The 24,706-nt window shown below is 70.0% G+C and carries 21 protein-coding genes and 2 pseudogenes; 12 read left to right on the top strand and 11 right to left on the bottom strand.

The window, feature by feature from the left end:
• Positions 1–2: 2 nt before the first annotated feature.
• The 7 genes from DEW08_RS22150 to DEW08_RS22125 form a co-directional block, all read right to left on the bottom strand.
• Positions 3–2,195 (bottom strand): NHLP family bacteriocin export ABC transporter peptidase/permease/ATPase subunit, encoded by a 2,193-nt coding sequence (locus DEW08_RS22150; protein WP_109331407.1) that lies wholly within the window; start codon positions 2,193–2,195, stop codon positions 3–5.
• A gap of 3 nt (positions 2,196–2,198) precedes the next feature.
• Positions 2,199–3,335, bottom strand: coding sequence for an NHLP bacteriocin system secretion protein (locus DEW08_RS22145; protein WP_168220479.1), 1,137 nt, complete (start codon positions 3,333–3,335; stop codon positions 2,199–2,201).
• Between the two features lie 294 nt (positions 3,336–3,629).
• On the bottom strand, positions 3,630–3,956 hold the full coding sequence (locus DEW08_RS22140; protein ID WP_109331405.1) for a hypothetical protein: 327 nt from the start codon (positions 3,954–3,956) through the stop codon (positions 3,630–3,632).
• A gap of 134 nt (positions 3,957–4,090) precedes the next feature.
• Positions 4,091–4,390: a hypothetical protein gene (locus tag DEW08_RS22135; RefSeq protein WP_109331404.1), complete on the bottom strand. Its 300-nt coding sequence runs from the start codon at positions 4,388–4,390 to the stop codon at positions 4,091–4,093.
• Positions 4,387–4,668, bottom strand: coding sequence for a hypothetical protein (locus DEW08_RS30825; RefSeq protein WP_146214753.1), 282 nt, complete (start codon positions 4,666–4,668; stop codon positions 4,387–4,389). Before DEW08_RS30825 ends, DEW08_RS22135 begins: the two co-directional genes overlap by 4 nt.
• A 20-nt stretch (positions 4,669–4,688) precedes the next feature.
• Positions 4,689–5,072, bottom strand: a complete 384-nt coding sequence (locus tag DEW08_RS22130) for a hypothetical protein (protein ID WP_109331403.1) — start codon at positions 5,070–5,072, stop codon at positions 4,689–4,691.
• Positions 5,073–5,228: 156 nt separating this feature from the next.
• A complete protein-coding gene (locus DEW08_RS22125; RefSeq protein WP_109331402.1) occupies positions 5,229–6,272 on the bottom strand; it encodes a helix-turn-helix domain-containing protein in 1,044 nt (347 codons plus the stop codon).
• Between the two features lie 207 nt (positions 6,273–6,479).
• Here DEW08_RS22125 and DEW08_RS22120 point away from each other — a divergent pair, with 207 nt between their 5' ends.
• From DEW08_RS22120 to DEW08_RS22110, 3 genes are read left to right on the top strand one after another with little or no spacing between them, the layout of a single operon-like run.
• Entirely contained in the window at positions 6,480–8,168 is a 1,689-nt protein-coding gene (locus DEW08_RS22120) for a DUF2491 family protein (RefSeq protein WP_245986873.1), read from the top strand.
• A 33-nt stretch (positions 8,169–8,201) separates the two neighbouring features.
• Entirely contained in the window at positions 8,202–8,627 is a 426-nt protein-coding gene (locus tag DEW08_RS22115; protein WP_109331401.1) for a DUF350 domain-containing protein, read from the top strand.
• A gap of 21 nt (positions 8,628–8,648) precedes the next feature.
• Positions 8,649–9,422, top strand: a complete 774-nt coding sequence (locus DEW08_RS22110; RefSeq protein ID WP_109331392.1) for a hypothetical protein — start codon at positions 8,649–8,651, stop codon at positions 9,420–9,422.
• On the opposite strand, the gene DEW08_RS22105 is transcribed toward DEW08_RS22110, so the two are convergent.
• Entirely contained in the window at positions 9,382–10,341 is a 960-nt protein-coding gene (locus DEW08_RS22105) for a LysR family transcriptional regulator (RefSeq protein ID WP_109332329.1), read from the bottom strand. The two genes, DEW08_RS22110 and DEW08_RS22105, sit on opposite strands and share 41 nt — an antisense overlap.
• Positions 10,342–10,457: 116 nt before the next feature.
• On the opposite strand from DEW08_RS22105, the gene DEW08_RS22100 reads away from it, so the two are divergent.
• From DEW08_RS22100 to DEW08_RS22080, 5 genes are all read left to right on the top strand, one after another.
• Positions 10,458–11,639 (top strand): MFS transporter, encoded by a 1,182-nt coding sequence (locus DEW08_RS22100; RefSeq protein WP_109331391.1) that lies wholly within the window; start codon positions 10,458–10,460, stop codon positions 11,637–11,639.
• 97 nt (positions 11,640–11,736) lie between these two features.
• Positions 11,737–12,105, top strand: coding sequence for a hypothetical protein (locus DEW08_RS22095; protein WP_109331390.1), 369 nt, complete (start codon positions 11,737–11,739; stop codon positions 12,103–12,105).
• Positions 12,106–12,284: 179 nt separating this feature from the next.
• On the top strand, positions 12,285–14,060 hold the full coding sequence (locus DEW08_RS22090; RefSeq protein ID WP_109331389.1) for an N-acetylglutaminylglutamine amidotransferase: 1,776 nt from the start codon (positions 12,285–12,287) through the stop codon (positions 14,058–14,060).
• 6 nt (positions 14,061–14,066) lie between these two features.
• Positions 14,067–15,812, top strand: coding sequence for an N-acetylglutaminylglutamine synthetase (gene ngg, locus DEW08_RS22085; RefSeq protein WP_109331386.1), 1,746 nt, complete (start codon positions 14,067–14,069; stop codon positions 15,810–15,812).
• 18 nt (positions 15,813–15,830) lie between these two features.
• Entirely contained in the window at positions 15,831–17,000 is a 1,170-nt protein-coding gene (locus DEW08_RS22080) for an osmoprotectant NAGGN system M42 family peptidase (protein ID WP_245986871.1), read from the top strand.
• On the opposite strand, the gene DEW08_RS22075 is transcribed toward DEW08_RS22080, so the two are convergent.
• The 3 genes and pseudogenes from DEW08_RS22075 to DEW08_RS22065 all read right to left on the bottom strand — a co-directional run bounded on the left by DEW08_RS22075 (position 16,997) and on the right by DEW08_RS22065 (position 20,397).
• Complete coding sequence (locus tag DEW08_RS22075) at positions 16,997–17,725, bottom strand: 3-keto-5-aminohexanoate cleavage protein (RefSeq protein WP_109331385.1); 729 nt, start codon at positions 17,723–17,725, stop codon at positions 16,997–16,999. The two genes, DEW08_RS22080 and DEW08_RS22075, sit on opposite strands and share 4 nt — an antisense overlap.
• Before the next feature lie 65 nt (positions 17,726–17,790).
• Positions 17,791–19,322: pseudogene (locus tag DEW08_RS22070) on the bottom strand (UxaA family hydrolase).
• 157 nt (positions 19,323–19,479) lie between these two features.
• Positions 19,480–20,397 (bottom strand): GntR family transcriptional regulator, encoded by a 918-nt coding sequence (locus DEW08_RS22065; RefSeq protein WP_109331384.1) that lies wholly within the window; start codon positions 20,395–20,397, stop codon positions 19,480–19,482.
• A gap of 183 nt (positions 20,398–20,580) precedes the next feature.
• Here DEW08_RS22065 and DEW08_RS22060 point away from each other — a divergent pair, with 183 nt between their 5' ends.
• The 4 genes and pseudogenes from DEW08_RS22060 (at position 20,581) to DEW08_RS22045 (ending at position 24,685) form a co-directional block, all read left to right on the top strand.
• Positions 20,581–21,312: an SDR family oxidoreductase gene (locus DEW08_RS22060; RefSeq protein WP_109331383.1), complete on the top strand. Its 732-nt coding sequence runs from the start codon at positions 20,581–20,583 to the stop codon at positions 21,310–21,312.
• 350 nt (positions 21,313–21,662) lie between these two features.
• A complete protein-coding gene (locus DEW08_RS22055; protein ID WP_109332327.1) occupies positions 21,663–22,604 on the top strand; it encodes a sialic acid TRAP transporter substrate-binding protein SiaP in 942 nt (313 codons plus the stop codon).
• A gap of 44 nt (positions 22,605–22,648) precedes the next feature.
• Positions 22,649–23,275: a TRAP transporter small permease gene (locus tag DEW08_RS22050; protein WP_109331382.1), complete on the top strand. Its 627-nt coding sequence runs from the start codon at positions 22,649–22,651 to the stop codon at positions 23,273–23,275.
• Positions 23,276–23,279: 4 nt separating this feature from the next.
• Positions 23,280–24,685 (top strand): annotated as a pseudogene (locus DEW08_RS22045) (TRAP transporter large permease).
• Positions 24,686–24,706: the final 21 nt, after the last annotated feature.

The raw sequence follows: 24,706 nt of genomic DNA, 5'->3' as shown, positions 1-24,706 counted from the left end.
CCTCAGGCCTCCACCAGCCGGCGATAGGGGCCGTCGGCCGCGGCCATCGCCTCGTGCGTGCCGCGCTGGACGATGCGTCCGCGGTCCATGACGACGATCTCGTCGCAGTCGCGGATGGTGCTCAGCCGGTGCGCGATGATCAGACAGGTGCAGCCGCGGCGGCGCAGGTTGTCCATGATCGCCTTTTCAACGAGAGGATCGAGGGCGCTGGTCGCCTCGTCCAGGATCAGCAGGGAAGGGTCGGTGACGAGGGCGCGCGCGATCTCGATGCGCTGCCGCTCGCCGCCGGAGAAGTTGCGCCCGCCCTCCTCGACATGGCTGTCGTAGCCGCCGGTGCGGGCGAGGATGGTGTCGTGGATCATCGCGTCCCTGGCGGCGCGGACGACGCGGGCTTCCGGCATCGTGTCGTCCCACAGGGTGATGTTGTCGCGGACCGTGCCCTCGAAGAGGACGATGTCCTGGTCCACCACGGCCAGCGAGTTGCGCAGGACGTCGCGCGCGATGCCCGCGGGGGGCCGCTCGTCGAACAGGATCTCGCCGGCCCAGGGATCGAACAGGCCGGCGACCATCCGGCCGATGGTCGATTTGCCGCTGCCCGAGGCGCCGACCAGCGCCACCCGCGTGCCCGGCTCGAAGCCCAGCTCGAAATCCTGGACCAGCGGGGCCTCCAGCGGGTTGTAGCCGAAGGCGAGGCCGCGCACCGCGGTCCGCCCGCTCAGCCGGCGGACCAGACCGGTGGCGCCGACCGGCGCGCCGCGGTCCCCGCCGGCCCTTTCCTCGTCGCGGGCGAACTCGCCGGCGATGGCATGGGCGGCCACGTCGTCGAACTGGTCGAGCGTGCCGCGGGCGCCCTGCAGCGCGACGCCCGCCTGCATCAGGCTCTGCACCGGCGCGTTGAAGGCTCCCTGCAGCGACTGGAAGGCGACCAGCATGCCGATGGTCAGCGACCCGGCCATCACCTCCATCCCGCCGGCCACCAGCACGGCGACGGTGGCGAGGTGCGAGACCGCCTCCGGCACCAGGGCGAAGACCGCCTCGCCGCGGGCGATGCGCTGGTGCTGCGTCTCCACCAGGGCATGCAGCCCGGACCAGCCCTCGAAGAAGGGGCCGTCGGTGCCGTTGGCCTTCAGCGATTCGATCATCTGGAGGCCCTGCATGGTCTTGCCGGTCAGCTTCACCTGATCCTGCGTCGCCTTGCGCTGCCACTCCTCCTGGCGGCGGCGCATCAGCAGGAACAGGGCGATGTTGCCGGCGGCGCAGGCGACGGTGACGGCGGTCAGCAGCGGGCTGTAGGCCAGCATGACCGCGGCGAAGAACAGCAGCGACAGGGCCTCGATGACCAGCACGGTCAGCGCGCCGGCCGCATGCTGGGCCAGCGCCGGGGCGAGGTCGGTGCGGCCGCCGATCGCGCCGGCATAGCGTTGCGCGAAGAAGCCGATGGGCAGCCGCAGCATCCGCTGCACGAAGCCGGAGGCCTCGCGGATGGCGATGCGGGTCTTCAGCCGCTGCAGCACCGCCTGCCGCAGCCAGAGCAGCCCGCCCTGGACCATCGCGGCGGCGGCCATCGTCAGCAGCAGCGGGATGACCCAGTCCTCCTGCCGCTCGATCAGGTACTGGTCGACGAAGATCCGGCTGAAGCCGGGCACGACGAAGCCGGGGACCACCAGGCCGAGCCCGGCCAGGATCACCAGCAGGACGGAGACGCGCGCCCCCTCCAGCCGGGCCAGCAGCCGGTCGATCAGGCCCGGCCGGGCGCCGCCCCGCTCGAACGCGGCGGTCGGGACGAAGGTCAGGGCGATGCCGGAATAGATGCGGTCGAACTCCTCCTCCGTCAGGACGCGGCGGCCGGCGGCGGGGTCGTTCAGATGGACCCTGCCCTTGCGGAATCCCTCCAGCACCAGGAAATGGTTCAGGTTGACGAACAGGATGGCCGGCATCGGCAGGCTCTTCAGCTCCGCCGGGTCGAGCCGGAACCCCTTGGCCTCCATCCCGTAGCGGCGGGCGGCGCGCACGATGTTGCCGGCCTTGCTGCCGTCGCGCGAGACGCCGCAGGCCACCCGCAGCTCGTCCAGCGGCACCCAGCGCCCATGGGCGGCCAGCACCATGGCGAGCGAGGCCGCGCCGCACTCCGTCGCTTCGAGCTGCAGGACGGTCGGCGTCCGCACCGGCCGGCCCGGCTTGGCATCCGCGGCCATGGCTCAGAGCCCGAGAAGGCGCAGGACGGTCTCCGCCTGCGGCACGACGAGCGCGATCAGCCGGATGTCGTCCACCACCAGCCGGCCTTCGACGATGGTGCCGCCCTCCACCCGGCGGTCCGGCCCGGTGCCGGAGGACCAGCGGTAGCCGGACGGCGTGGCGGGATCGGCCTCCAGCCGCACGGTGACCTCCACCGGCGCGCCCTGGCGCGACCATTGTTCCACCAGCGTGCTGTTCTTGAGGACGCGCATCATCCCCTCGCGCGTCGCCGGGATCGGCGAGACCTCCGCCACGGTGCCGCGGATGAAGCCGTCGCGCTGCACCCGTACGGTGGAGGGGATGACCTGCACCGCCATGCCGGGCTTCACCTTCTTGCCGTCGCCCGGCGGCAGGTAGAGGCGGGCGACGAGCGGCGCGGCGCCGGTGCCGGCCACCTCCTGCGGCAGCATGCGCATGACCGGCGCGCCCAGCGTCACGATGTCGCCGCGGCTGGCCGAAACCTCGACCACCACGCCGTCGCGCGGCGCGGTCACCACCGTCTTGCGGCCGATGTCGCTTTCGATCGCCGCGATCTCCCGCTCGACGGCGGACAGCCGCATGTCGTTCTCCAGCACCTCGCGGGCGGCGCGGGTGCGCTGCGCCTCCTCGTCGGTGGTGAGCTGGACCAGCGCGTTCTCCGCCTCTGCCCGCTGCAGGCGCGCGTCGGACAACTGCGTCGCGGCGGCCAGGACCTTCTCCCGGCTGGTGAAGCCCTTGGCGAACAGGTCGCGCTGGCTGTCGTGGAGCTGGGCGAGGGTCCTCTCGCGCTCGCGCAGGGCGGCGATCTGCGCCTCCAGCCGGCGCCGCCGCTCCTCGGCCAGCGTCTGGCGGGCCTTCGCCTCGCTGTCGAGGAAGCTGCGCACGCGGGCCGCCTGGTCGACCAGCTTCTCCGCTCGCGCCGCTTGCCGTCGAGCTGGGCGGCCAGTTCCGGCTGATCCAGCTCGGCCACCACGGTTCCGGCGCGCACGATGCTGCCGGGCGGGACCAGAACCTCGGCGACGCGGCCGCCCGCCGGGGCCGGGATGTCGGCCACCCCCTCCGGCGTCAGGAGCAGGCCCGCTGCCGCGACCTTGATCGGCGCGGTGGACAGCACGCTCCACACCAGCCCGGCGGCCAGGACGGCGAACAGCACGCCCAGCGCCGACCAGGTGGACGGCGTGCTGACGCGCAGGAGCCGGTCCAGCATATCCGGCGAGGGCAGCCGGACGAGAGCTTGCCGGGTCAGGATGTGCCGGGCTGGGCCGGAGGCGGCTGGTGAGGACGGCACGGGGCTTGCCACTCCGCTTGATGATGCTCAACGGCGACCGCCCGCGGCCGGCGGCGCCGGTCGCGGGTCGTGGCCGTGTCGCCTTGCCGGCGACGGGGATGGGACGGTCCGGATGGCGTCCGGGCGCTTACCGCCGGAAGATCGGGAAGATGGGGAAGAAGGGGAAGAGGAAGGAGGGGGGGAAGGCGACGCCCGGGTTCGGGACGCCGAACGACGCGCCCCCGGCGACGGCGTCGAGGTCGGCATCCGACATCTCGCCGGCCTGCTTGACGGCGGCGTCCAGCCCCTGGCGGATCTGGTCGGCCGGCAGGTCCAGCCCGTTGTCGGTGGCGATCTTCGCCAGGAGGTCGGCCGCCGCCGCGATGTCGGTCGCGGTCTTCAGCGGCTCGAACAGCTCCGGCTTCTCGGCCGCCAGGGTCTGGAAGCGGGCCCAGGATTCGTTCGGGAGGGTCATTTTCTGTCTTTCCTTTGGACTACGTTGTCAGCGGGAACTTGGTGAAAGGGAGTGGTCCGGCGCCCGGCCGTTGCCCGAAGCCAACCGCGGGCCGAGGTCGTCGACGGCCGGAGCCTGTGCCGTAGCGCAGCCGCCTAGATGCGGGTTTCCGAGGGCATCCCCAGCCACCGGAACGGCGCCGGCCAGGAGATGGAGAAGCCGCCGGCCACGGAGTCGAGTTCGCTGTCGGAGAGTTCCGTGCCCTTCTCGATGAAAGCATCCAGCTCTTGTCGGAAGGTCTCGGCCGGGATGTCCAGCCCGTTGTCGGCTGCGATCCGCGTCATCATCTCCGCGGCTGCCGTGGAGTTGGTCGCACCCTTCAGAGGCTCGAAAAGCCCGGGCTTCTCGGTCGCCAGCGCTTTGAAGCGGGCCAGGGATTCGGCTGTGGTCGTCATCGGCTCTCTCCTTCGGTCGGTGACAGGGGCGCGGAAACTCCATCGGGCGCTGCCGGAGGCGAGGGGCTGCGGGGGGACGGGCAGGCCATCTCCCGGTTCAGCAGGTCCCTGGCCAATGCGTTGTCGATCCGTCGCTTAATCTCCTCCTCGGTCGTCGCAATGCCGTTCGCGCCGGCGATACGCGCCAGTTGTCGGGCGATCTCCATCGGATCGCTCAGACGCCGCAGCGGATCGAGCAGGCCGGGCTGCCGGGACAGCAGGTCCTGGACCTGCCGCATGAAATCGCCGCCGCCTACATTCAAGGGGTCGGGCCGCCGGACAGGATGCCGCCGAACAGGACGCCGACGAGCTGGCAGCCGATCGGCTGTTGCGACCCTGCGCCGAGGGACACCGACATCGCCGCCATCGCGCGCCATCCCTCCGTGCCTCCGGCGACGGCATCCAGGTCGGCATCCGACAGCTCGGCGTCCGCCATCCCGGCCCGGCTGCGGGCCGATGCCAGCGCGGCATCGATGTTGCGGCGGATCTCCGCGGCGCTGGTCGGGATCCCGTTCGCGGCGCCGATCCGGGCCAGCATCTCCGCCATGTGCGACGGATCCGCGACGTCCTGAAGAGGGCGGGCGAGCTCCGGCTGGGTAGAGAAAAGCGCCTGGAACTGCGCGATGGGGTTCGTTCCGATCATGGGGGCAGGCCGCGTCGTCCGATATTCGATACGCGGACCATACCTCAATCGGTTTCGCCGCACTTTACCGCTCGTCCCAACTGCTTGACTGCCTGTTCCAATTTCGGGGATCGCGGCTTGTCCGTCTGTCCCAGTCCCGGCGATGCCGCCCCCCCGTCAACCCAGGCTGCGGATCCAGGCCTCCAGCCGCGCCGTCCCGGCGTTGGTCCCCCAGGAGGCCGACTGCGACGAGGCCACGGCACGGGTGTCGCGCGGCGACATGCCGAAGCGGCGGCGGAAGGCCCGGCTGAAGGCGGACTCGCTGGAAAAGCCCCAGTCGTAGGCGATGTCGGCGATGCGCCGGTGCCGCTGCGCCGACGACATGATCTCCATGAAGCAGCGCAGCAGCCGCCGGTCGCGGATATAGTCGGTGACGCCGCCCAGCGGCTCGAACAGCCGGTAGAGGGTGGAGCGCGACAGGCCGAAGACGTCGGCGATATGCTCCGGCGTCAGCTCCTCCGCGGCCAGATGCTCTTCGATGTAACGGCGGATCCGCAGGATCTGCAGGTGCCGCGCCCCGCCCGCCGCCGCCTGCATGTCGGCCACCGGCCCGACCGAGCGGGCGATCATCGCCGCGGTCCCTTCCGCCACGGCGACGCTTTCCGTCCCGGTCATATTAGGGGCTTCTGCGGTCAGGCATTGCAGGTGGTGGCTCAGCACCCGCCCGAGCGCCGACTGCCCGGACAGCACGGCGCCATGCAGCCCGTCCGGGTCGCGCAGCAGCGGCGCCAGCACTGCCCGCGGGACCAGCAGGTTCACATTGCTGAAGGCGCTCGCCGAGGTGTGCACCGGCTGGGCCAGATCGACCACGCAGATGTCGCCGGCCCGCACCTCGATCTCCCGCTGGCCGGCGACGCCGCCATAGCCGCCCGTCTCATAGAGCTGCACGAGGTAGTGATCGACCGCGCTGCGGGCGATGGTGGTGGAGGAGCGGCGGAACTGCTGGGCCGACGCGGTGGCCCGCCCGATCAGCATCGTTCCCATGTGGTGCGCCGACAGCGTGGCCTGGAAGCTCTCCACCGCCTGGCGATTCGCAACCGCGACGTCCCACAGTACGGACATTTGCTCGCGCCATGCCCAGAAGATCTCCTCGGGCGATACCGCAGGACCCGGGAAATGCAGGGCGGCGGCAGGGGGAGCGGAACCTGCGGTCTGTTCCATCAGCGACTTTCTGCTATCCGATCGGTCATTGCGCCACCATCGAAGGGTTTACCCTAATTCGTTTGAGTGCCTACATCAATCTCGCTGCGGTATCGTGCTGCCGTGACGCTGGCGCTTGGAATGGGTTGGAACGGGACCGGATTGCCCCTATCCTGCGCCGGACCCTGCCCCGACCCTGCATCGGGCGACCCGAACGGCGGGACCTGCATGACCGATGACCGACCATCCGCCGCGCCATGCCTGACCAGCCGGTGGCGCTCCGCCGCCGGACGGCGGCTCAGGGCCGCCCTGTTGTGCGTGCTGCTCGGCCTGCCGGCTCCGTCCGCCCCGATCCTTCTGCCGGGGGCGCTGGCGGGCGGCCTCGCCCTCGCCGGGCTGCCGTCCGAGGCGGAGGCGCGCGCCGGCTCCAGCCGGTCGAGCGGCGGCTACAGCCGGCCCGGCGGATCCTCGCGCACGCCCTCCTTCAGCGCGCCGCGGCCGTCGTCCGGCTCGTCGGGCAGCGGCGGCTACCGCCGCCCGTCGCTGTCGCCGCCCCCGTTATACAATCCGGGGCCGAGCTATCAGAGCCCGGCGGACCGCGAGCTGTCGCGGCGCCAGAGCGGCGAGGCGCTCGACCGCTACCGGCAGCCTCCGCCGATGGCGGCGCCCACGGCACCGCGCTCCTCGCCGGTGCCCGCCAGCCCGCCGCCCGCCGCCCGGCGTTACGGACAGACCGACAGTTGGGGCGGTTCGTCCGGCGGCGGAGGCTGGGGCGGAAGTTGGGGTGGAGGGTCCCGGGGCGGCGGGTGGTCCGGAGGCTGGCGGCCGCCCGGCTACGCCTACAACACGCCGCCGCGCTTCGGCATCTGGGACGGGCTGTTCCTGTGGTTCCTGCTGGACAACCTGTCGCGCGCCGGCTCGGCCGACTTCTTCCACAATCACCGCGACGATCCCGGCTATGCCCAGTGGCGCGCCGAGGCCGAGCGGCGGGCGCAGGACGACGCGGAGCTGCGCCGCAAGCTCGACGATCTCGACCGCCAGCTTGCGGAGCGCAAGGACCAGCCGCGCGACCCGAACTACCTGCCGCCCGACATCCCGCGCGATGCGGCGGTGGCGGAGGACCGGGCCGGCGGACGCGGCGGCATGGGATTCGGTCTGGTTCTGGCGGTCCTGCTGATCGGAGGAGGGGTGGCGATGGTTCTGTGGATGCGCAGCCGGCGGCGGAGCCAGACGCCCGCCGGACCGGCCCCGGCCTCCAGCCCCGCCAGCATGGCCGGGCGCATCCTGCGCAACGCCGTCGGCGGCGGCGAACCGTACAAGCCGTCGCTGTTCCGTGTCGGCATGACGCTGACCGCCGACCCGACGCCCTTCATCCTGGCCGGCGGCGTGACCAAGGTCGCCGCCCCCGACACCGGCAGCGGCGGCCTGGTCTCCGTCGAGGCGGTGGGCACCCTGACGGCCGGCGGCACCACGCTGCACCGGCTCTATCTGCCGGGCGGCGGCTTCTTCCAGCTCCATCTCGGCGCCGACGGCAAGCCGGACGAGTGCCGCTACTTCTCGCCGCTCGACGAGGTGTCGCCGGCCAGCGCGGAGGAGTGGGGCTTCTGGCTCGACCCCGCGGAAGGGATGATCGGCTGGCCGGAGTTCCAGACCAAGGACGGCAAGCTCTATGCCCGCCAGTGGGCGCCCGGCCAAAGCCGCGTCCAGCCCTACGGCTTCGCCGAGCAGCGGCAGGAGGCCGGCGGCGAGCAGTCGCGCCGGCTGCAGTCCATGCTCTATGCCGCGCCGACCGGCGCCGCATCGCCGGCGCCGCCGACCGAGTACATCCTGGTGACGGCGGTGGAGCAGGCCGGACAGGCCTGGGTCGAGGTCCATGCCGGCATCGACGTCAACCCCGCCATCCTGTCGCTCGCCTGACCGGCGCAAGAGATCGAAGAAGGAGCCCGCCCCATGGAGAGCAACACCGCCCTGATCCTCAACGGCCTGGGGACCGGGCTGCCGGTCCTGCTGTTGCATTTCGTCGTCACCGTCCTGCTGTTCCTCGCCGGGGTCGGCGTCTATGTCGTCGTGACGCCGATGCGCGAGCGCCAGCTTCTGGCCGACGGCAACCGGGCGGCGGGCATCCTGCTGGGCGGAACGGTGGTGGCGCTGGCGATCCCGCTGGCGGCGACGCTGGCGACCAGCCTGTCCGTGCTCGACATCGTCATCTGGGGGATCGTCGCGCTGATCCTGCAGATCGTCACCTTCGGGATCGCGCTTCTGTTGTTCCGGGACCTGCGGCCGATGATCGAAAGCGGAAACGTCGCCGCGGCGACGACGCTGGCCGCCCTGCAGCTCGGTATCGCGCTGCTCAACGCCGGCGCGATGGCCGGCTGAAACTCTGTGGAGGGACTGGAGATGCTTGCTTTCATCCGCAATCTGGTGGGCGTGAAGACCGATCAGGCGGTCAACAGCGCCGTCGAGGCGCTGGTCCGGTGGGACCCCAAGGCCGCGACCGAGGCGGAGCTGCGCACGATGGAGGAGCATCTGGACCGGCTGGGCCGCCAGGTGGCGGAAGCCCGTCAGTCCTATGACCGCGAGAAGAAGGAGGCGGACGCCATCGCGGCTCTGTCGCGCCAGCGCCTCGCCGCGGCCGAGCATCTGCAGCGCCAGATCGACGGGGAAAGCGATCCCACCCGCAGGGCCACCCTCGAAAAGAGCCTGGAGACGCTGGTCGGCCTCCTGGAGCAGATGGCGCCGGAGGTCGAGCGCGAGGCGCAGGACGCCATCGATGCCGAGGAGTTCCTGCGCATGCTGGAGCAGACCTACCAGCAGGCGGGCGACAAGCTGAAGACGGCCCGCGGCGAGCTGACCCGCGCCGAGCGCGACATGGCCCGCGCCTCGCAGCAGCGCTCCGTCGCCGAGCAGCGGGCGGAGGCGGCGCGGCAGGCCGCCGGGCTCAGCGGCGCCACCAGCGGGCTCGGCATGGCGCTGAAGGCCATGCAGGACGCGGCGGCCCGCGAGCTGGCCGATGCCGAAGCCGCCAACGCCAAGGCGCGGCTGCTGAAGCCGACCCGGCCGGAGGAGGACGATCCCGACATCAAGGCCGCCCTGCAGGCCGCCAGCGGGGCGCAACCGGCCCCCACCGGCCTCAGCGACCGTCTGGCGGCGATCCGGGCGAAGCAGAAGTAGCGGGCGCGCCGGGGGCGGTCCCGGCCAGCATGGCCCGCAGCCGCGGCGTCATGAAGTCGAGGAAGGCGCGGATCCGCCGCGGCGCCCGCTCCCGCCCGAGATAGAGCGCGTGGAAGGCCTCGCTGTCGGCCATCGCCTCGTCCAGAACGCTGACGAGGCGCCCGGCGGCGAGATCGGCGCGGATGTGGAACTCCGCCAGCCGCGCCAGCCCGAGCCCGAGCAGCGCCATGTGCCGCACCGTCTCGCCGTTGTTGGCGACGATGCGGCCATGGACCTCGCGGTCGGTCAGCCGCCCGCCGGTGCGCAGCGGCCAGACGGCGGCGGCGCGGCGGAAGTTGAAGCCGAGACAATCGTGCCGCTCCAGATCGGCCGGCGACCGCGGCGTGCCGCGGCGGGCGAGATAGTCCGGCGAGGCGACGATGCGCCGCCGCACGTCACCCAGCTTGGTCGCCAGCAGGGCGGAATCGGGCAACGGACCCGCCCTGACCGCGATGTCGACCTGCGCTGCATAGAGGTCCACCACCTCGTCGGTCAGGGTGAGGTCGAGCCGGATGTCCGGATAGGCTGCCATGAATTCCGGCAGCAGCGGCAGGATGCAGTGCCGGCCGAAGGGGACGGAGACGTTGATGCGGATCGTCCCGGCCGGGCAGCGGGCGCCGCCCGCCACCTCCGCATCGAACGCGTCCAGTTCCGCCAGCAGGGCTTCCGCGCGCTCGCGGTACAACTCGCCTTCCGCGGTCAGGCGCAGGCGCCGCGTCGACCGCTCGACCAGCCTCACGCCCAGCCGCTCCTCGATGCGCGTGATCAGCTTGGCCGTGGCGGACGGCGTCATGCCGACGTCGCGTCCGGCGGCGCTGAAGCTGCCGCGGGCGGCGACGCGCAGAAAGACCGTCATTTCCCAGGCGCGGGGGTCGCTCATCGGGCTCACCTTGTCATCCAGTGACATAATGATGCGAACCGGCGCCGTATTCCATCCCCGGATTACAGGATGCATCTGAAGGGGCCTCGTCATCCTCCTTCAGATGGAGTCCTCCCATGCCTCTCGCCCTGCTGGCGCTCGCCATCAGCGCCTATGCGATCGGCACCACGGAATTCGTGATCGTCGGCCTGCTGCCGACGGTGGCGACCGACCTCGGCATCAGCCTTCCGCTGGCCGGCATGGTCGTCAGCGTCTATGCGCTGGGCGTCACGGTCGGTGCCCCGGTCCTCACCGCCATCACCGGCCGGCTGCGGCGCAAGCCGCTGCTGCTCGGCCTGATGGGGATGTTCATCGCCGGCAACCTGCTGGCCGGCGTCAGCCCGAACTACGAGACGCTGCTGGTCGCCCGGGTGCTCAGCGCCTTCGCCCACGGCGTCTTCTTCTCGGTCGGCGCCACCATCGCCGCCGACCTCGTGCCCGAGCACAAGCGGGCCTCGGCCATTGCCCTGATGTTCTCCGGCCTGACCATCGCCATCGTCACCGGCGTGCCGATGGGCACCTGGATCGGCCAGCATTTCGGCTGGCGCGCCACCTTCCTGGCGGTGTCGGCGCTCGGCGTCGGCGGCGGCCTCGGCGTCGCCCTGCTGGTCCCCGGCCGCCTCAGCCAGCCGCCGGCGGCCGGGCTCGGCGATCAGGTGAAGGTCCTGGCGAAGCCGCGGCTTCTGCTGGCCTTCGCCATCACCGCCCTCGGCTATGGCGGCACCTTCGTCGCCTTCACCTTCCTGGCCCCGATCCTGGAGACCATCACCGGCTTCTCCAGCGGCACGGTCAGCCTCGTCCTCGTGCTGTACGGGGCGGCCATCGCGGTCGGCAACCTGATCGGCGGCAAGGTCGCCAACCGGCGGCCGGTCCGCGCGCTGGCCTGGCTGTTCGCGCTGCAGGCGCTCGTCCTGTTCGTCTTCACCTTCACGGCCGACGCCAAGATCCCGGCGCTGATCACGCTGGCCGGCATGGGCGCGCTGGCCTTCGCCAACGTGCCGGGGCTGCAGCTCTATGTCGTGCAACTGGCGCAGCGCCATTCGCCGGGTGCGGTCGACGTCGCGTCGGCGCTGAACATCGCCGCCTTCAACCTCGGCATCGCGGCCGGCGCCTTCTTCGGCGGGCAGGTGGTCGATTCCTCCCTCGGCCTTGCCGCGACGCCGTGGGTCGGCGGCCTCTTCGTCCTGGCGGGGCTGGGGCTCACCTTGTGGAGCGGGTTGCTGGACCGGCGCGAGCACCGGACAGTCCAGGCGGCCTGACAGCCTTCCCCCGTCCGAAGCCCGTCCGAAGCCTGGGCGGAACCCGCCTGCGTCCGCGGATGTTGGCCGTTGCGTAGCAGAAAGGAGTGCATCCGCAATGGCCAAGTCCTTCAAACTGCCCAAGAAGATCGCCGGGGTGAAGGTCCCGAAGCATCTGCGCAAGTCGGCGAAGTCGCTCTCCGCTTTCATCGAGACGCCCGCCGGGCGACAGGCGCTGGCCGCCGCCCTGACCGCCATGGCGGGCGTTCTGGCCGGCCGCAGTACCCAGGTGCAGGCGGCGGCGGGCGACGCCGGCCACGCGGCCGGGCAGGCCGCGTCGGGGGCCGCCGGCCTCGTGCGCGAGATGGCGGGGGCCGCCGTGGAGGTGGTGTCCGACGCCGCCCGCGATTTCCTGACGCCGGACCAGCAGAAGGAGCGCGCCCACCAGGGCCGCCAGGCGGCGGAAGGCCGCGGCAAGGCCCACTGAGCGCCCGCCTATGGTCCTTCGGGACCGGTCCCACCGCCGTCGGTCAGCCCATCGGACCAATGCCGGCTCTACCCCATCCGATCAGCAGGGACAAGCGGTGGCTTCGCCTGTTGGTCCGGACAGCAGGGCGCATGATGTGCCGCGTCCTGGCTCCATCAGGGAAGGAGGTCGGTCACACGATGTGCGGCATCAGCGGCGAGATCCGTTTCGACGACAGCCCGGCATCCGCGTCCGCGGTCGGGGCCATGACGGAGGCCCTGGCCCGGCGCGGACCGGACGGGCAGGGCATCTTCGTCCAGGGGCGGGTCGCCTTCGGCCACCGGCGGCTCAGCATCATCGACCTGTCCCAGGCGTCGCAGCAGCCGATGGTGGATCCCGACCTCGGCCTCGGCATCGTCTTCAACGGCTGCATCTACAATTACCCGGAGCTGCGCGCCGAACTGGAAGGCCGCGGCTACCGGTTCTTCTCGCATGGCGATACCGAGGTTCTGCTGAAGGCCTATCATGCCTGGGGTCCCCGCTTCGTCGAGCGGCTCTACGGCATGTTCGCCTTCGCCATCTGGGAGCGCGACAGCGGCCGGGTGACGCTGGGCCGCGACCGCCTGGGCATCAAGCCGCTCTACATCGCGGAGACGCCGGGGCGGCTGCGCTTCGCCTCCAGCCTGCCGGCCCTGGTGGCGGGCGGCGACGTCGACACCGGCATCGATCCGGTGGCCCTGCACCATTACATGAGCTTCCACGCCGTCGTGCCGGCGCCGCTCACCATCCTCAAGGGCGTGCGCAAGCTGCCGCCGGCGACCCTGCTGACGCTGGAGCCGGACGGGACGCGCCGCGAGGAGACCTATTGGACGCTGGCCTTCGGCCCGCAGCCGGGCGACGAGCGGCTTTCCGGGCGCGACTGGCAGGACGCGGTTCTGGCGACCCTGCGCAAGGCGGTGGAGCGCCGGCTGGTGGCCGACGTGCCGGTCGGCGTGCTGCTGTCGGGCGGTCTCGACAGCTCGCTGATCGTCGCCCTGCTGGCCGAGGCCGGGCAGAGCGGCCTGGAGACCTTCTCCATCGGGTTCGAGACGGTGGGGCAGGAGCGCGGCGACGAGTTCCAGTATTCCGACCTGATCGCCGACCGCTTCGGCACCGACCACCACAAGCTGTTCATCGACAGCAGCCGCGCCCTGCCGGCGCTGCAGGAGTGCGTGCGGGCGATGGCGGAGCCGATGGTCAGCCATGACGCCATCGGTTTCTTCCTTCTGTCGCAGGAGGTCGCCCGCCACGTCAAGGTGGTGCAGAGCGGCCAGGGGGCCGACGAGATCTTCGCCGGCTACCACTGGTATCCGCCGATGATGGACGCGGCCGATCCCGTCGCCGCCTATGCCCGGGTCTTCTTCGACCGCGACCATGCCGAGATGGCGCAGGCGCTCGATCCCCGCTACCTCGCGGGCGAGGACGTCAGCCGCGCCTTCGTCGCCGCCCATTTCGCCCGTCCCGGCGCCGACCGCCCGGTGGACAAGGCGCTGCGGCTCGACACCACCGTCATGCTGGTCGACGACCCGGTCAAGCGGGTGGACAACATGACCATGGCCTGGGGGCTGGAGGGGCGGGTGCCCTTCCTCGACCATGACGTGGTGGAGCTGGCCGCCCGCATCCCGCCGGAACTGAAGCTGCGCGACGGCGGCAAGTTCGTGCTGAAGGAGGCGGCGCGGCAGGTCGTGCCCGCCGAGGTGATCGACCGGCCCAAGGGCTATTTCCCGGTGCCGGCGCTGAAATACCTGCGCGGCCCCTATCTGGATCTCGTGCGCGACGTGCTGAACCAGCCGGCGGCGCGCGAACGGTCGCTGTTCCGTCCCGCCTATCTCGACACGCTCTTCCGCGATCCGGAAACCCACATCACGCCGCTGCGCGGATCGAAGCTCTGGCAGGTCGCCCTGCTGGAATTCTGGCTGCAAACCCAAGGGATCTGACGCCGAATGATGACCCAGAACCAAGCCCGCCCTGCCTACCGCATCGAGCGAGTCCTGGTTTCGACCTTGCTGGCCTCGAACCCTTCGGTCAAATCGGCGCTCCGCCCCGCCGGCCCGGTGCCGCGGGCCGCCGTGGAATGCGGCTGGGGACGCCTGCTGTTCGCCCATACCTTCGCCGACGCCGCGGAGCTGATCGAGGAGATGCGGCGCGAGCGGCCCGGCCGGCGCGACATCGCCTTCTATCTGGAGGACCCGCATGTCGTGCTGTCGCAGGCGCCGAACGAGCTGTTCCTCGACCCGTCCCACACCTACCGCCTGCGGCTCCACACCTTCCGGCCGGGTCTGGAGCTGCGCGGCTTCAACGTCGAGGCGCCGCGCAGCCGCGAGGACGCCGACGCGGTGAACCGCATCTATGCCGCCCGCGGCATGGTCACGGTCGATCCCGAATTCTACTGGGCGGAGCGCGACAGCCGCGTGCTGACCCACCTGATCGCGGTCGATCCGGTCACCGGGGCGGTGATCGGGTCGGTCACCGGCGTCGACCATGTCCGCGCCTTCAAGGATCCGCAGAACGGGTCGTCGCTCTGGTGCCTGGCGGTCGATCCGCAGGCGGCCTATCCCGGCATCGGCGAGGCGCTGGTGCGGGCGCTGGCCGAGCATTACCGCTCGCGCGGCCGCAGCTTCATGGATCTCTCGGTCCTGCACGACAATCAGAACGCCATCGCGCTTTACGAGAAGCTGGGTTTCAAGCGGGTGCCGGTCTTCACGCTGAAGACCAAGAACCCGATCAACGAGAAGCTGTTCGCCGGGCCGGCGGTGGAGGCCGGGCTGAACCCCTATGCGATGATCATCATCAACGAGGCGCGGCGCCGCGGCATCGGGGTGGAGGTGCTGGACGCCGAGGCCAACCTCTTCCGCCTCAGCTTCGGCGGGCGCAGCATCCTGTGCCGCGAAAGCCTGAGCGAGCTGACCTCGGCCGTCGCGCTGTTCCGCTGCGACGACAAGGCGGTGACCCGCCGCACCCTCGCCGCCGCCGGACTGTCGGTTCCCGACCAGAGGATCGCCGGCAGCGCCGACGACAACGCCGCCTTCCTGGAGCGCCACGGCAGCGTGGTGGTCAAGCCGGCCCGCGGCGAGCAGGGGCAGGGCATCACGGTGGACGTGCGCGACGCCGAAACGCTGGCCTGGGCGGTGGAGAAGGCGACGGCGATCTGCAGCACCGTCCTGCTGGAGCAGTACGTCAAGGGCTGCGACCTGCGGGTTCTGGTGATCGACAACCGCGTCGTCGCCGCCGCGATCCGCCGTCCGGCGGAGATCGTCGGCACCGGCGACCGGACGATCGCCGAACTGATCGAGGCGCAGAGCCGGCGCCGCGCCGCCGCGACGGGCGGGGAAAGCCGGATCCCGATGGATGCGGAAACCGAGCGTTGCGTGCGCGACGCCGGCTACGCCATGGACAGCATCCTGCCGGAAGGGCAGGTCCTCGCCGTGCGCAAGACGGCAAATCTGCATACCGGGGGCACGCTTCACGACGTGACGGATCGCCTCCATCGGCGGTTGATCGAAGCGTCGATCGAGGCCGCGCGGGCGCTGGACATTCCCGTGGTCGGCCTCGACCTGCTGGTCCCGGACCTCTTCGGTCCGGACTACGTGATCATCGAGGCCAACGAGCGGCCGGGGCTCGCCAACCATGAGCCCCAGCCCACCGCCGAACGGTTCGTGGATCTGCTGTTCCCGTACTCGGCGGTCTGACCCGGAAGAGGAGGGGGCATGGAGCAGGCGATCCTGAGCCGCGGCGTGCTGGAGCGCCCGGTCATCGACATGGACTATCTCACCGGCATCCTGGGCCGGCTGCTCGAAATCCCCAGCCCCACCGGCTACACCGACCAGATCGTGCATTTCTGCGGCGACGAGTTCCGCCGCCTCGGCATCCCGTTCGAGCTGACGCGCCGCGGGGCCATCCGGGCCGATCTGGTCGGCCGGCTGAAGAGCCCGGACCGCGCGCTGGTCGCCCATCTCGACACGCTGGGCGCCCAGGTGAAGATGCTGAAGCCGAACGGCCGGCTGGAGCTGGTTCCGGTCGGCACCTGGTCGGCGCGCTTCGCCGAAGGGGCGCGCTGCACCATCTTCACCGACCGCGGCAGCTATCGCGGCACCATCCTGCCGCTGAAGGCGTCCGGCCACACCTTCAACACCGAGATCGACACCCAGCCGGTGGCCTGGACCAACCTGGAACTGCGTGTCGACGCGCGCAGCGAGGCGCTGGACGATCTGGTGGCGCTCGGCTTCAACATCGGCGACTTCGTGGCGATCGACCCGCAGCCGGAGTTCAACCCGAACGGCTTCATCAACTCCCGCCATCTGGACGACAAGGCGGGTGTGGCGGTGATGTTCGCCGCCGCCAAGGCGATCCGCGACAGCAAGGCCAGCCTGCCGGTGGACTGCCACCTGCTGCTGACCATCTCGGAGGAGGTCGGCTCCGGCGCCTCCTCCGTCCTGCACCGGGACGTGGCGGAGATGGTGACCATCGACAACGGCACGACCGCCGCCGGGCAGAACAGCCGGGAATATGGCGTGACCGTCGCCATGGCCGACTCCTCCGGCCCCTTCGACTACCACCTGACCCATAAGCTGCTGAGGCTGTGCAGCGACTACGGCATCGAGCATCAGCGCGACGTCTTCCGCTATTACCGCTGCGACAGCGCCGCGGCGATCGAGGCGGGCAACGACATCCGCACGGCGCTGGTCTGCTTCGGCATCGACAGCTCGCACGGCTACGAGCGGATCCATGCCAGCTCGCTCTGCTCGCTCGCCGAACTGGTCGCGCTCTACATGCAGAGCGATGTGACGGTGGAGCGCGACCGGGTGCGGATGGGTCCGATGGGCGAGTTCCCCTGGCAGCCGACCGACCCCGCGGAGTGCCCGGAGGATCCGGCTTAAGGCCGGTTCCGCCCCATCGTTCGCGCCGCCGCGGCGACCAGCGCGGCATTGCCGTCCGCCGGCAGCCCGTCGGGCAGGAGGAACCCGTCCTCCAGCCCGACGCGGGTCGAATAGCCCTCGCGCGCCGCCCGCTCCACGAAGGCCCAGACGGTTTCGTCGACGCCGTGGAGCAGGACCGGCTTGGTGACGCCGGCGGCGGACAGCACCGACAGGATGGCATCGGCGGCGGCCATCGCCTCCTCCGTCTCCTGCTCCTCGATCTCGATCAGGACGCGCAGGCAGAGCGGCGCAAGGCCGAGCGAAACCAGCCGTTCGGCATCCAGGACCGACGCCAGCCCCGCCTCGATCCCGATGCCGCGGCGGTGAAGCAGGGCGATGACGTCGGGGGCCGTCGCCTCGCTGAGGTTGACGGAGGCATGGTCGGGCAGGCTCCGCCAGCCGGCGATGAGCTGGATCCGCCGTTCGTCCGACGGTTCGATCCAGGCGCCGGTGCTGAGGCCGACGAAGCTGCCGGGCGCCCGTGCCCGCACCGCCAGCAGCGTCGCGTCGACGGCATCCGGCTCCAGGCTTTCCAGCCCGTCGGGCCCGCGGACATGCAGGTGGATTTCCGCCGCTCCGGCCGCGATGCAGGCCGCCGCGTCGTCGGCGACCTCCTGCGGCGACAGCGGCAGCCGGGGATGGTACCCCCGCGGCCGGGCGCCGTTGATGCAAGCCTGCACGATCATGGCCGGTCGATGCCTCCCCGGATCGTTCACCCAGCTCCTTTACCCGGGTCCTTTACCCAGCTCCTTTACATGGTAGCGCCGATCTGCCAGGGCACGAACTCGTTCCCGCCATAGCCGAGCAGTTCGGACTTGCTGCGCTCGCCCGAGGCGACGGCGATGATGCTGCGGAAGATCTCCTGCCCCTTCTCCTCGATCGACACGCCCTCCAGCACGTCGCCGCAGTTGATGTCCATGTCGTCGGTCATGCGGGCGTAGACGTCGGAGTTGGTGGCGAGCTTGATCGACGGCGTCGGCTTGCAGCCGAAGGCGGAGCCGCGGCCGGTGGTGAAGCACAGCATGTTCGCGCCGCCCGCCACCTGCCCGGTCGCCGATACCGGGTCGTAGCCCGGCGTGTCCATGAAGACGAAGCCCCTGGCGGTCACCGGCTCGGCATATTCGTAGACCGCGGCCAGCGGCATGCTGCCGCCCTTGGCGACGGCGCCCAGCGACTTTTCCAGGATGGTGGTCAGGCCGCCGGCCTTGTTGCCCGGCGAGGGGTTGTTGTCCATCTCGCCGCCGGCGCGGGCGGCGTAGTCCTCCCACCACTCCAGCCGCCGGACCAGCCTGGTGGCGATCTCGGGCGAGACGGCGCGGCGGGTCAGCAGATGTTCCGCGCCGTAGATCTCCGGGGTCTCCGACAGGATGGCGGTGCCGCCGTGACGCACCAGCAGGTCGACCGCGGCGCCGAGGGCGGGATTGGCGGTGATGCCGGAATAGCCGTCGGACCCGCCGCACTGCAGGCCCAGCACCAGCTCCGACGCCGGGATCGGCTCCCGCCGCACGGCATTGACCAGAGGCAGCATCTCGCGCACGCGGGCGACGCCGGCCTCCACCGTCTTGCGGGTGCCGCCGGTGTCCTGGATCGTCATGCTGCGGAACAGCGGCCCCTCGGTCATGCCGTATTCGCTCTTCAGCCGGCCGACCTGCAGCACCTCGCAGCCCAGCCCGACCAGCAGCACGCCGCCGAAGTTGGCATGCGAGGTGTAGCCCCACAGCGTGCGCTGCACGACGTCATAGCTCTCGCCCTTGCCCGCCATGCCGCAGCCGGTCCCGTGGACCAGCGCGACCACGCCGTCGACGTTCGGATAGTCGTCCAGGATGCCGGAGCGGGCGACCTCCTCCGCGATGAAGCGCGCGACGGTGGCCGAGCAGTTCACGCTGGTGGCGATGCCGATGTAGTTGCGGGTCCCCGCCTTGCCGTTCGGCCGGCGGAAGCCCTGGAAGGTCACCCGGTCGCGGTCCGGCAGCAGGTCGACGCGGAGGGAGCCGTCGCGGCTGTCATGGTCGCGGGCGAAGTCGAGCATGCCGGCATTGTGCACATGCACCCAGTCGCCGGGAACGACGGGTTCGGTGGCGGCGCCGATGATCTGCCCGAACTTCAGCACCGGTGCGCCCGCGGCGATCGGCTGGACCGCCACCTTGTGCCCCTTCGGGATGCGGGTACGGGCGGCCGCACCCCCGGCAGCGGCGTTCCCTCCGCCAGCTCGTCGATGGCGATCAGGACGTTGTCCTGCGGATTGAGGCGAAGCGTACGCGGCAGGTTGGAGGCAGCGGACATCGGGAAATCCTCCGCGGGAGACCGTCCGGCAATCCGGGGACGGCATATCGGGCGCGTCGCGGACAATCCGCCGCCCTGCATGTTTCGTGTCTATAAAGAGCGGGGCCGGGGGAGGCTCGTCAACCTGCTTTTTATGCAGAAAAAACGAGTGTAAGAATCAGTCGGCATCGATGGTCTGGTGCGCGTCGATGCGCGAGAGCGAGCGCAGCAGGGTGGTGCGTGCCGTCTTCAGATGCGCACGGAAGGTTATGGTCACCGCCTCGCGGTCGCGGCTCTTCAGCGCGGCGATGCAGGCCAGATGCTCCTGGATGGCGACGGCGTTGCGCTCCTTCTCCTCCGCCTTGTTCCACTGGTAGTGGTAGTGGAAGATCATGGAGATAATGTCGTAGAAGTTGCCGATGAAGCGGTTGCTGGCCGCATCGTTGATCAGCCGGTGGAACCGCTCGTCGAGGTCGGAGAAGTCGGTGAAGCGCTGGTCGATCTCGTCCAGCAGGGCGAGGTGCTGGCGCTCGATCTGGTCGAGCTTGCGCCAGACCGGCGAGTCCGGCGGCTGTTCGATGAAGCGCTGGACCGAGCGGTGCTCGAACAGCTCGCGAACCTCGGACAGTTCCAGCGCGAAGTCCTCGGTGAAGCCGCGGAACATCCAACCGCCGTTCTGCGACTTCTTCAGCAGCCCGAAATGGTTGAAGTGGCCCAGATAATTGCGGATGGCCGAGGTCGACACGCCGAACTGCCGGGCGAGGTCCAGACTGTTGATGTGCTGGCCCGGCCTGCAGTCGCCCTTCAGCACCCACTCCATGAACTTCTTCTCGACGGTGGCGCCGACCGATTCGGTCTCGAAGTCCGGGAAATAGTCCTGCGGCTTCGGTGCCCGCAGCACGGTCTTGCCGCGCCCGTCCAGCGCGATCAGCCGCGCCTCCGCCAGGGCCGAGAGGACGGCGCGCACCGTGGTCCGGCTGACGCCCAGCAGGTCCGACAGTTCCGTTTCCGATCCCAGGTCGCCGCCGGCGGGCAGTTCCGCCAGTCGGTCCAGGCACCGGTTGTACGCGCGCTTGTAGACGGTGTTGGTCTTCATGGCACCGGCCCGTCGGCAGGGGAGGGGGCTGTCCGTGGCGGACGGACTGTTCGTTTAAAAAACAATTTGACAGCACCGGGAATCAACCGTTTTTTGATCATAACGAACAGAAGGGTGCCGCCCCGGCCGGCCTGCGCGGCGCCGGCCTTCACAGCGGACGGGACGACGACGGGAGAGTGGGACATGACGGAAAGGCTGGCCGGCAAGGTCGCGGTCGTCACCGCCGCCGCGCAGGGCATCGGCCGCGCGACGGCCGAGCTGTTCGCCCGCGAAGGTGCGCGCGTCGTCGCCACCGACATCAACGGCGCCAAGCTGGCGGAGCTGGAGGGGCGGGGAATCGAGACGCGCGTGCTCGACGTTCTCGATCCGCAGGCGGTGCGGCGGGAGCTGACCGGCATCGGCCGGATCGACGTCCTGTTCAACTGTGCCGGCATCGTCCACAGCGGCACGATCCTGGAGGCCGGCGTCGAGGATCTCGACTTCGCCTTCGACCTGAACGTCAAGGCGATGATGCGCGCCATCCAGGCCGTGCTGCCCGGGATGCTGGAGCGCGGCGACGGATCGATCATCAACATGTCGTCGGTCGCCTCCAGCGTGAAGGGCGTGCCGAACCGCTTCGCCTATTCCGTGACCAAGGCCGCGGTGATCGGGCTCACCAAATCGGTCGCGGCGGATTTCGTGGCGAGGGGCATCCGCTGCAACGCCATCTGCCCGGGCACCGTCGAGTCCCCTTCGCTCCAGCAGCGGCTGAGCGCGCAGGGGGACTATGAGACCGCCCGCGCCGCCTTCATCGCGCGCCAGCCCATCGGCCGCATCGGCCAGCCGGAGGAGATCGCCGAGCTGGCCCTGCACCTCGCGACGGCAACCTACACGACGGGACAGATTCACGTCATCGACGGCGGCTGGACGATGTGATCGCTCCGCCCTTGCTGCATAACCGGCAAGCGGAACCTCGCCGGCAGCAAGTAACGGATCTGGCTTGTATATGTCTTAGCGCCTATGTCCATTGCGCAACTCCATGAGTTGCGTGGGGCAGGCGTGCCGTTTTCCTTCCTCTGGCCGCGGTCTATTGGATCATCAGCTGACCGGCGCAACAAAATAGCTTGCACGCCAAACAATCTGCTGCTGGTATATTACGGAGGGCGGTCAGCCGGGGCGCGGCGCGACCCCCAAGGTTCCCCGGCCAACCGGGGATGCTTTATAATCGGGAGGACTGCCAAATGGTAACTCGCACCGGGCGCGCGGCGTTGGGCTTCGCCGTGCTGATGGCCCTGCCGTTCACCGTTCCGTCTGCGGCCCAGGCCCAGACCAAGCTGAAATGGGCGCATGTCTACGAGACGTCGGAGCCCTTCCACACCCAGTCGCTCTGGGCGGCGCAGGAGATCGCGAAGCGCACCAGCGGCCGCTATCAGATCGACGTGTTCCCCGCCTCGCAGCTCGGCAAGGAGGCGGACATCAACCAGGGCCTGTCGCTCGGCACCGTCGACATGATCATCTCGGGGTCCAGCTTCGCGGCGCGCAGCTATCCCCCGATCGGCGTCACCTACTACCCCTACATCTTCCGCGATCCCCAGCATCTGCTGACCTACGCGAAGAGCGACGTCTTCAAGACGCTCGCCAAGGGCTACGAGGACAAGACCGGCAACCACATCGTGGCCCTGTCCTACTACGGCACGCGCCACACCACCTCCAACAGGCCCGTTCAGAGCTGCGCGGACATGAAGGGGCTGAAGATCCGCGTGCCCGATGCGCCGGCCTACCTGGCGATGCCCAAGGCCTGCGGCGCCAACCCGACGCCGATCGCCTTCGCCGAGGTCTATCTCGCCCTGCAGAACGGCACGGTCGACGCCCAGGAGAACCCGCTGACCACCATCGAGGCCAAGAAGTTCTTCGAGGTGCAGAAGCAGATCGTCCTGACCGGCCACATCATCGACAGCCTGAACACCATCATCTCCAAGAGCCTGTGGACCAAGCTGTCGCCGGAGGACCGCCAGATCTTCACCGAGGTCACGCAGGAGGCGGCGGCCCGCTCCACCGCCGAGATCCAGGCCAAGGAGAAGGAGCTGGTGGAGGGCTTCCGCCAGAAGGGCCTGACCGTCACCGAGGTCGACAAGGCGGAGTTCAAGGACGCGGTGATGAAGGCGGTGACGCCCGAAAGCGCCGGCTACCGCAAGGCCGACTGGGAGGCGATCCAGGCGCTGCGGTGACGCGCCGCCCGCCGCCCGCCGTCCCGCAAGCCACTGGGGTCCGCATGACGAGCTACGCAAAGCGGTCGGTTCCGCACGGGGCCGGTTTCCACCAGCCTCCCGCGGAGGAACACCACATCCAGATCACGCCGGAGGAGCTGGCCCACAGCTTCGTGGAGGAGGCTCCCCCGGCGGACCTGTCGCATTACGCGGTCGAGGACTGGGCGACGGTCGCCCTGTTCTGGCTGATGGCGGCGGCGGTCTTCCTGCAGTTCTTCACCCGCTACATCCTGAACGACTCGCTGAACTGGACGGAGGAGATCGCCTCCTACTGCCTGGTGGCGCTGGTGTTCGTCGGGTCGTCCATGTGCGTGCGGCTGTCGCGCCACATCCAGGTGGACATCCTCTACCGCTTTCTGCCCGCCGGGCCGGCGCGGCTGCTCTCCACCCTGGTCGACGTGATCCGCACCGCCTTCTTCGTCTATCTGACCCACCTGATGTGGCGGCTGATCGAGGTGGTCGGCGACGAGATGATGGTCACCGTCGAGCTGCCCAAGGGGCTCCTCTACTACGCCGTGCTCGGCGGCTGCGCCCTGATGGCGGTGCGGTCGCTGCAGGTGACGGTGGTGAACTGGCGGCGCGGCCATTCGGTGCTGGAGAAGCCGGAAGCCTTCGACGGGAAGGGAGTGTAAGCGGATGTGGATCCTCATCGGTTCCTTTCTCGGCCTGATGCTGCTGGGGCTGCCGGTGGCGGTCGCCATGGCGGTGGCCTCGCTGATCTATATCGTGGTCAGCGGCTCGGTGCCCGACCTCGTGCTCGCCCAGCGCATGATCGCAGGTGTGGAGAGCTTCCCGCTGCTGGCCGTTCCCTTCTTCATCCTGGCCGGCAACCTGATGAACATCGCCGGCGTGACGGGCCGCATCTACAACTTCGCCATCGCGCTGGTCGGCTGGATGCGCGGTGGTCTGGGGCAGGTGAACATCGTCGGGTCGGTGATCTTCTCGGGCATGTCCGGCACCGCCATCGCCGACGCCGCCGGGCTCGGCACCATCGAGATCAAGGCCATGAAGGACCATGGCTATTCGACGGAGTTCGCGGTGGGGGTGACGGCCGCCTCGGCCACGCTGGGGCCGATCATCCCGCCGTCGCTGCCCTTCGTGATCTACGGGATGATGGCGAACGTCTCCATCGGCGCGCTGTTCCTGGCGGGCGTGATCCCCGGCGTGCTGATGACCGTCTTCATGATGGGGACCGTCGCCATCCATGCCCGGCGCCACCATTGGGGCGGCGACATGGCCTTCGACTGGCGCCGGCTGGGTGCGGCATCGGTCGAGATCGTCGTGGTGCTGTGCTTCCCGATGGCGGTGTGGCTGATGACGCTGGCCGGCGTCCCGGTCAACTGGGCGATCTCCGTCGCCCTGGCCGTGCTGCTGGCGGCCGACTGGTACTTCGACTTCTCCGCCGTGATGGCGCTGATGGCGCCGGTGATCCTGATCGGCGGCATGACGCTCGGCTGGTTCACCCCGACCGAGGCGGCGGTCGCGGCGGTGCTGTGGTCGCTGTTCCTCGGGCTGGTCCGCTACCGTTCGATGACGCTGCGCTCGCTCGCCAAGGCGACGTTCGACACGGTGGAGACGACGGCGTCGGTGCTGTTCATCGTCACCGCGGCCTCGATCTTCGCCTGGCTGCTGACGGCCAGCCAGGCGGCGCAGATCATGTCGGACGCCATCCTCGGCTTCACCGACAACAAGTGGGTGTTCCTGCTGCTGGCGAACCTGCTGATCCTGTTCGTCGGCTGCTTCATCGACACCATCGCGGCGATCACCATCCTGGTGCCGATCCTGCTGCCCATCGTGTTGAAGCTGGGGATCGACCCGCTGCATTTCGGCCTCGTCATGGTGCTGAACCTGATGATCGGGCTGCTGCATCCGCCGCTGGGGATGGTGCTGTTCGTGCTGGCGCGCGTGGCGAAGCTGTCGGTGGAGCGCACGACCATGGCGATCCTGCCCTGGCTGGTCCCCTCTTCGCCGCCCTGATCGCCATCACCTACGTGCCGGAGATCACGCTGTGGCTGCCGCGGGCGATGGGGCTGGGCAAGTAGGGCAGGCAACGACAAGGAATG

Source organism: Azospirillum thermophilum, assembly GCF_003130795.1.
Lineage (GTDB): Bacteria > Pseudomonadota > Alphaproteobacteria > Azospirillales > Azospirillaceae > Azospirillum > Azospirillum thermophilum.
The sequence above is the reverse complement of the archived record's forward strand: the minus strand, read 5'-3'. Positions and strand labels throughout refer to the sequence as shown.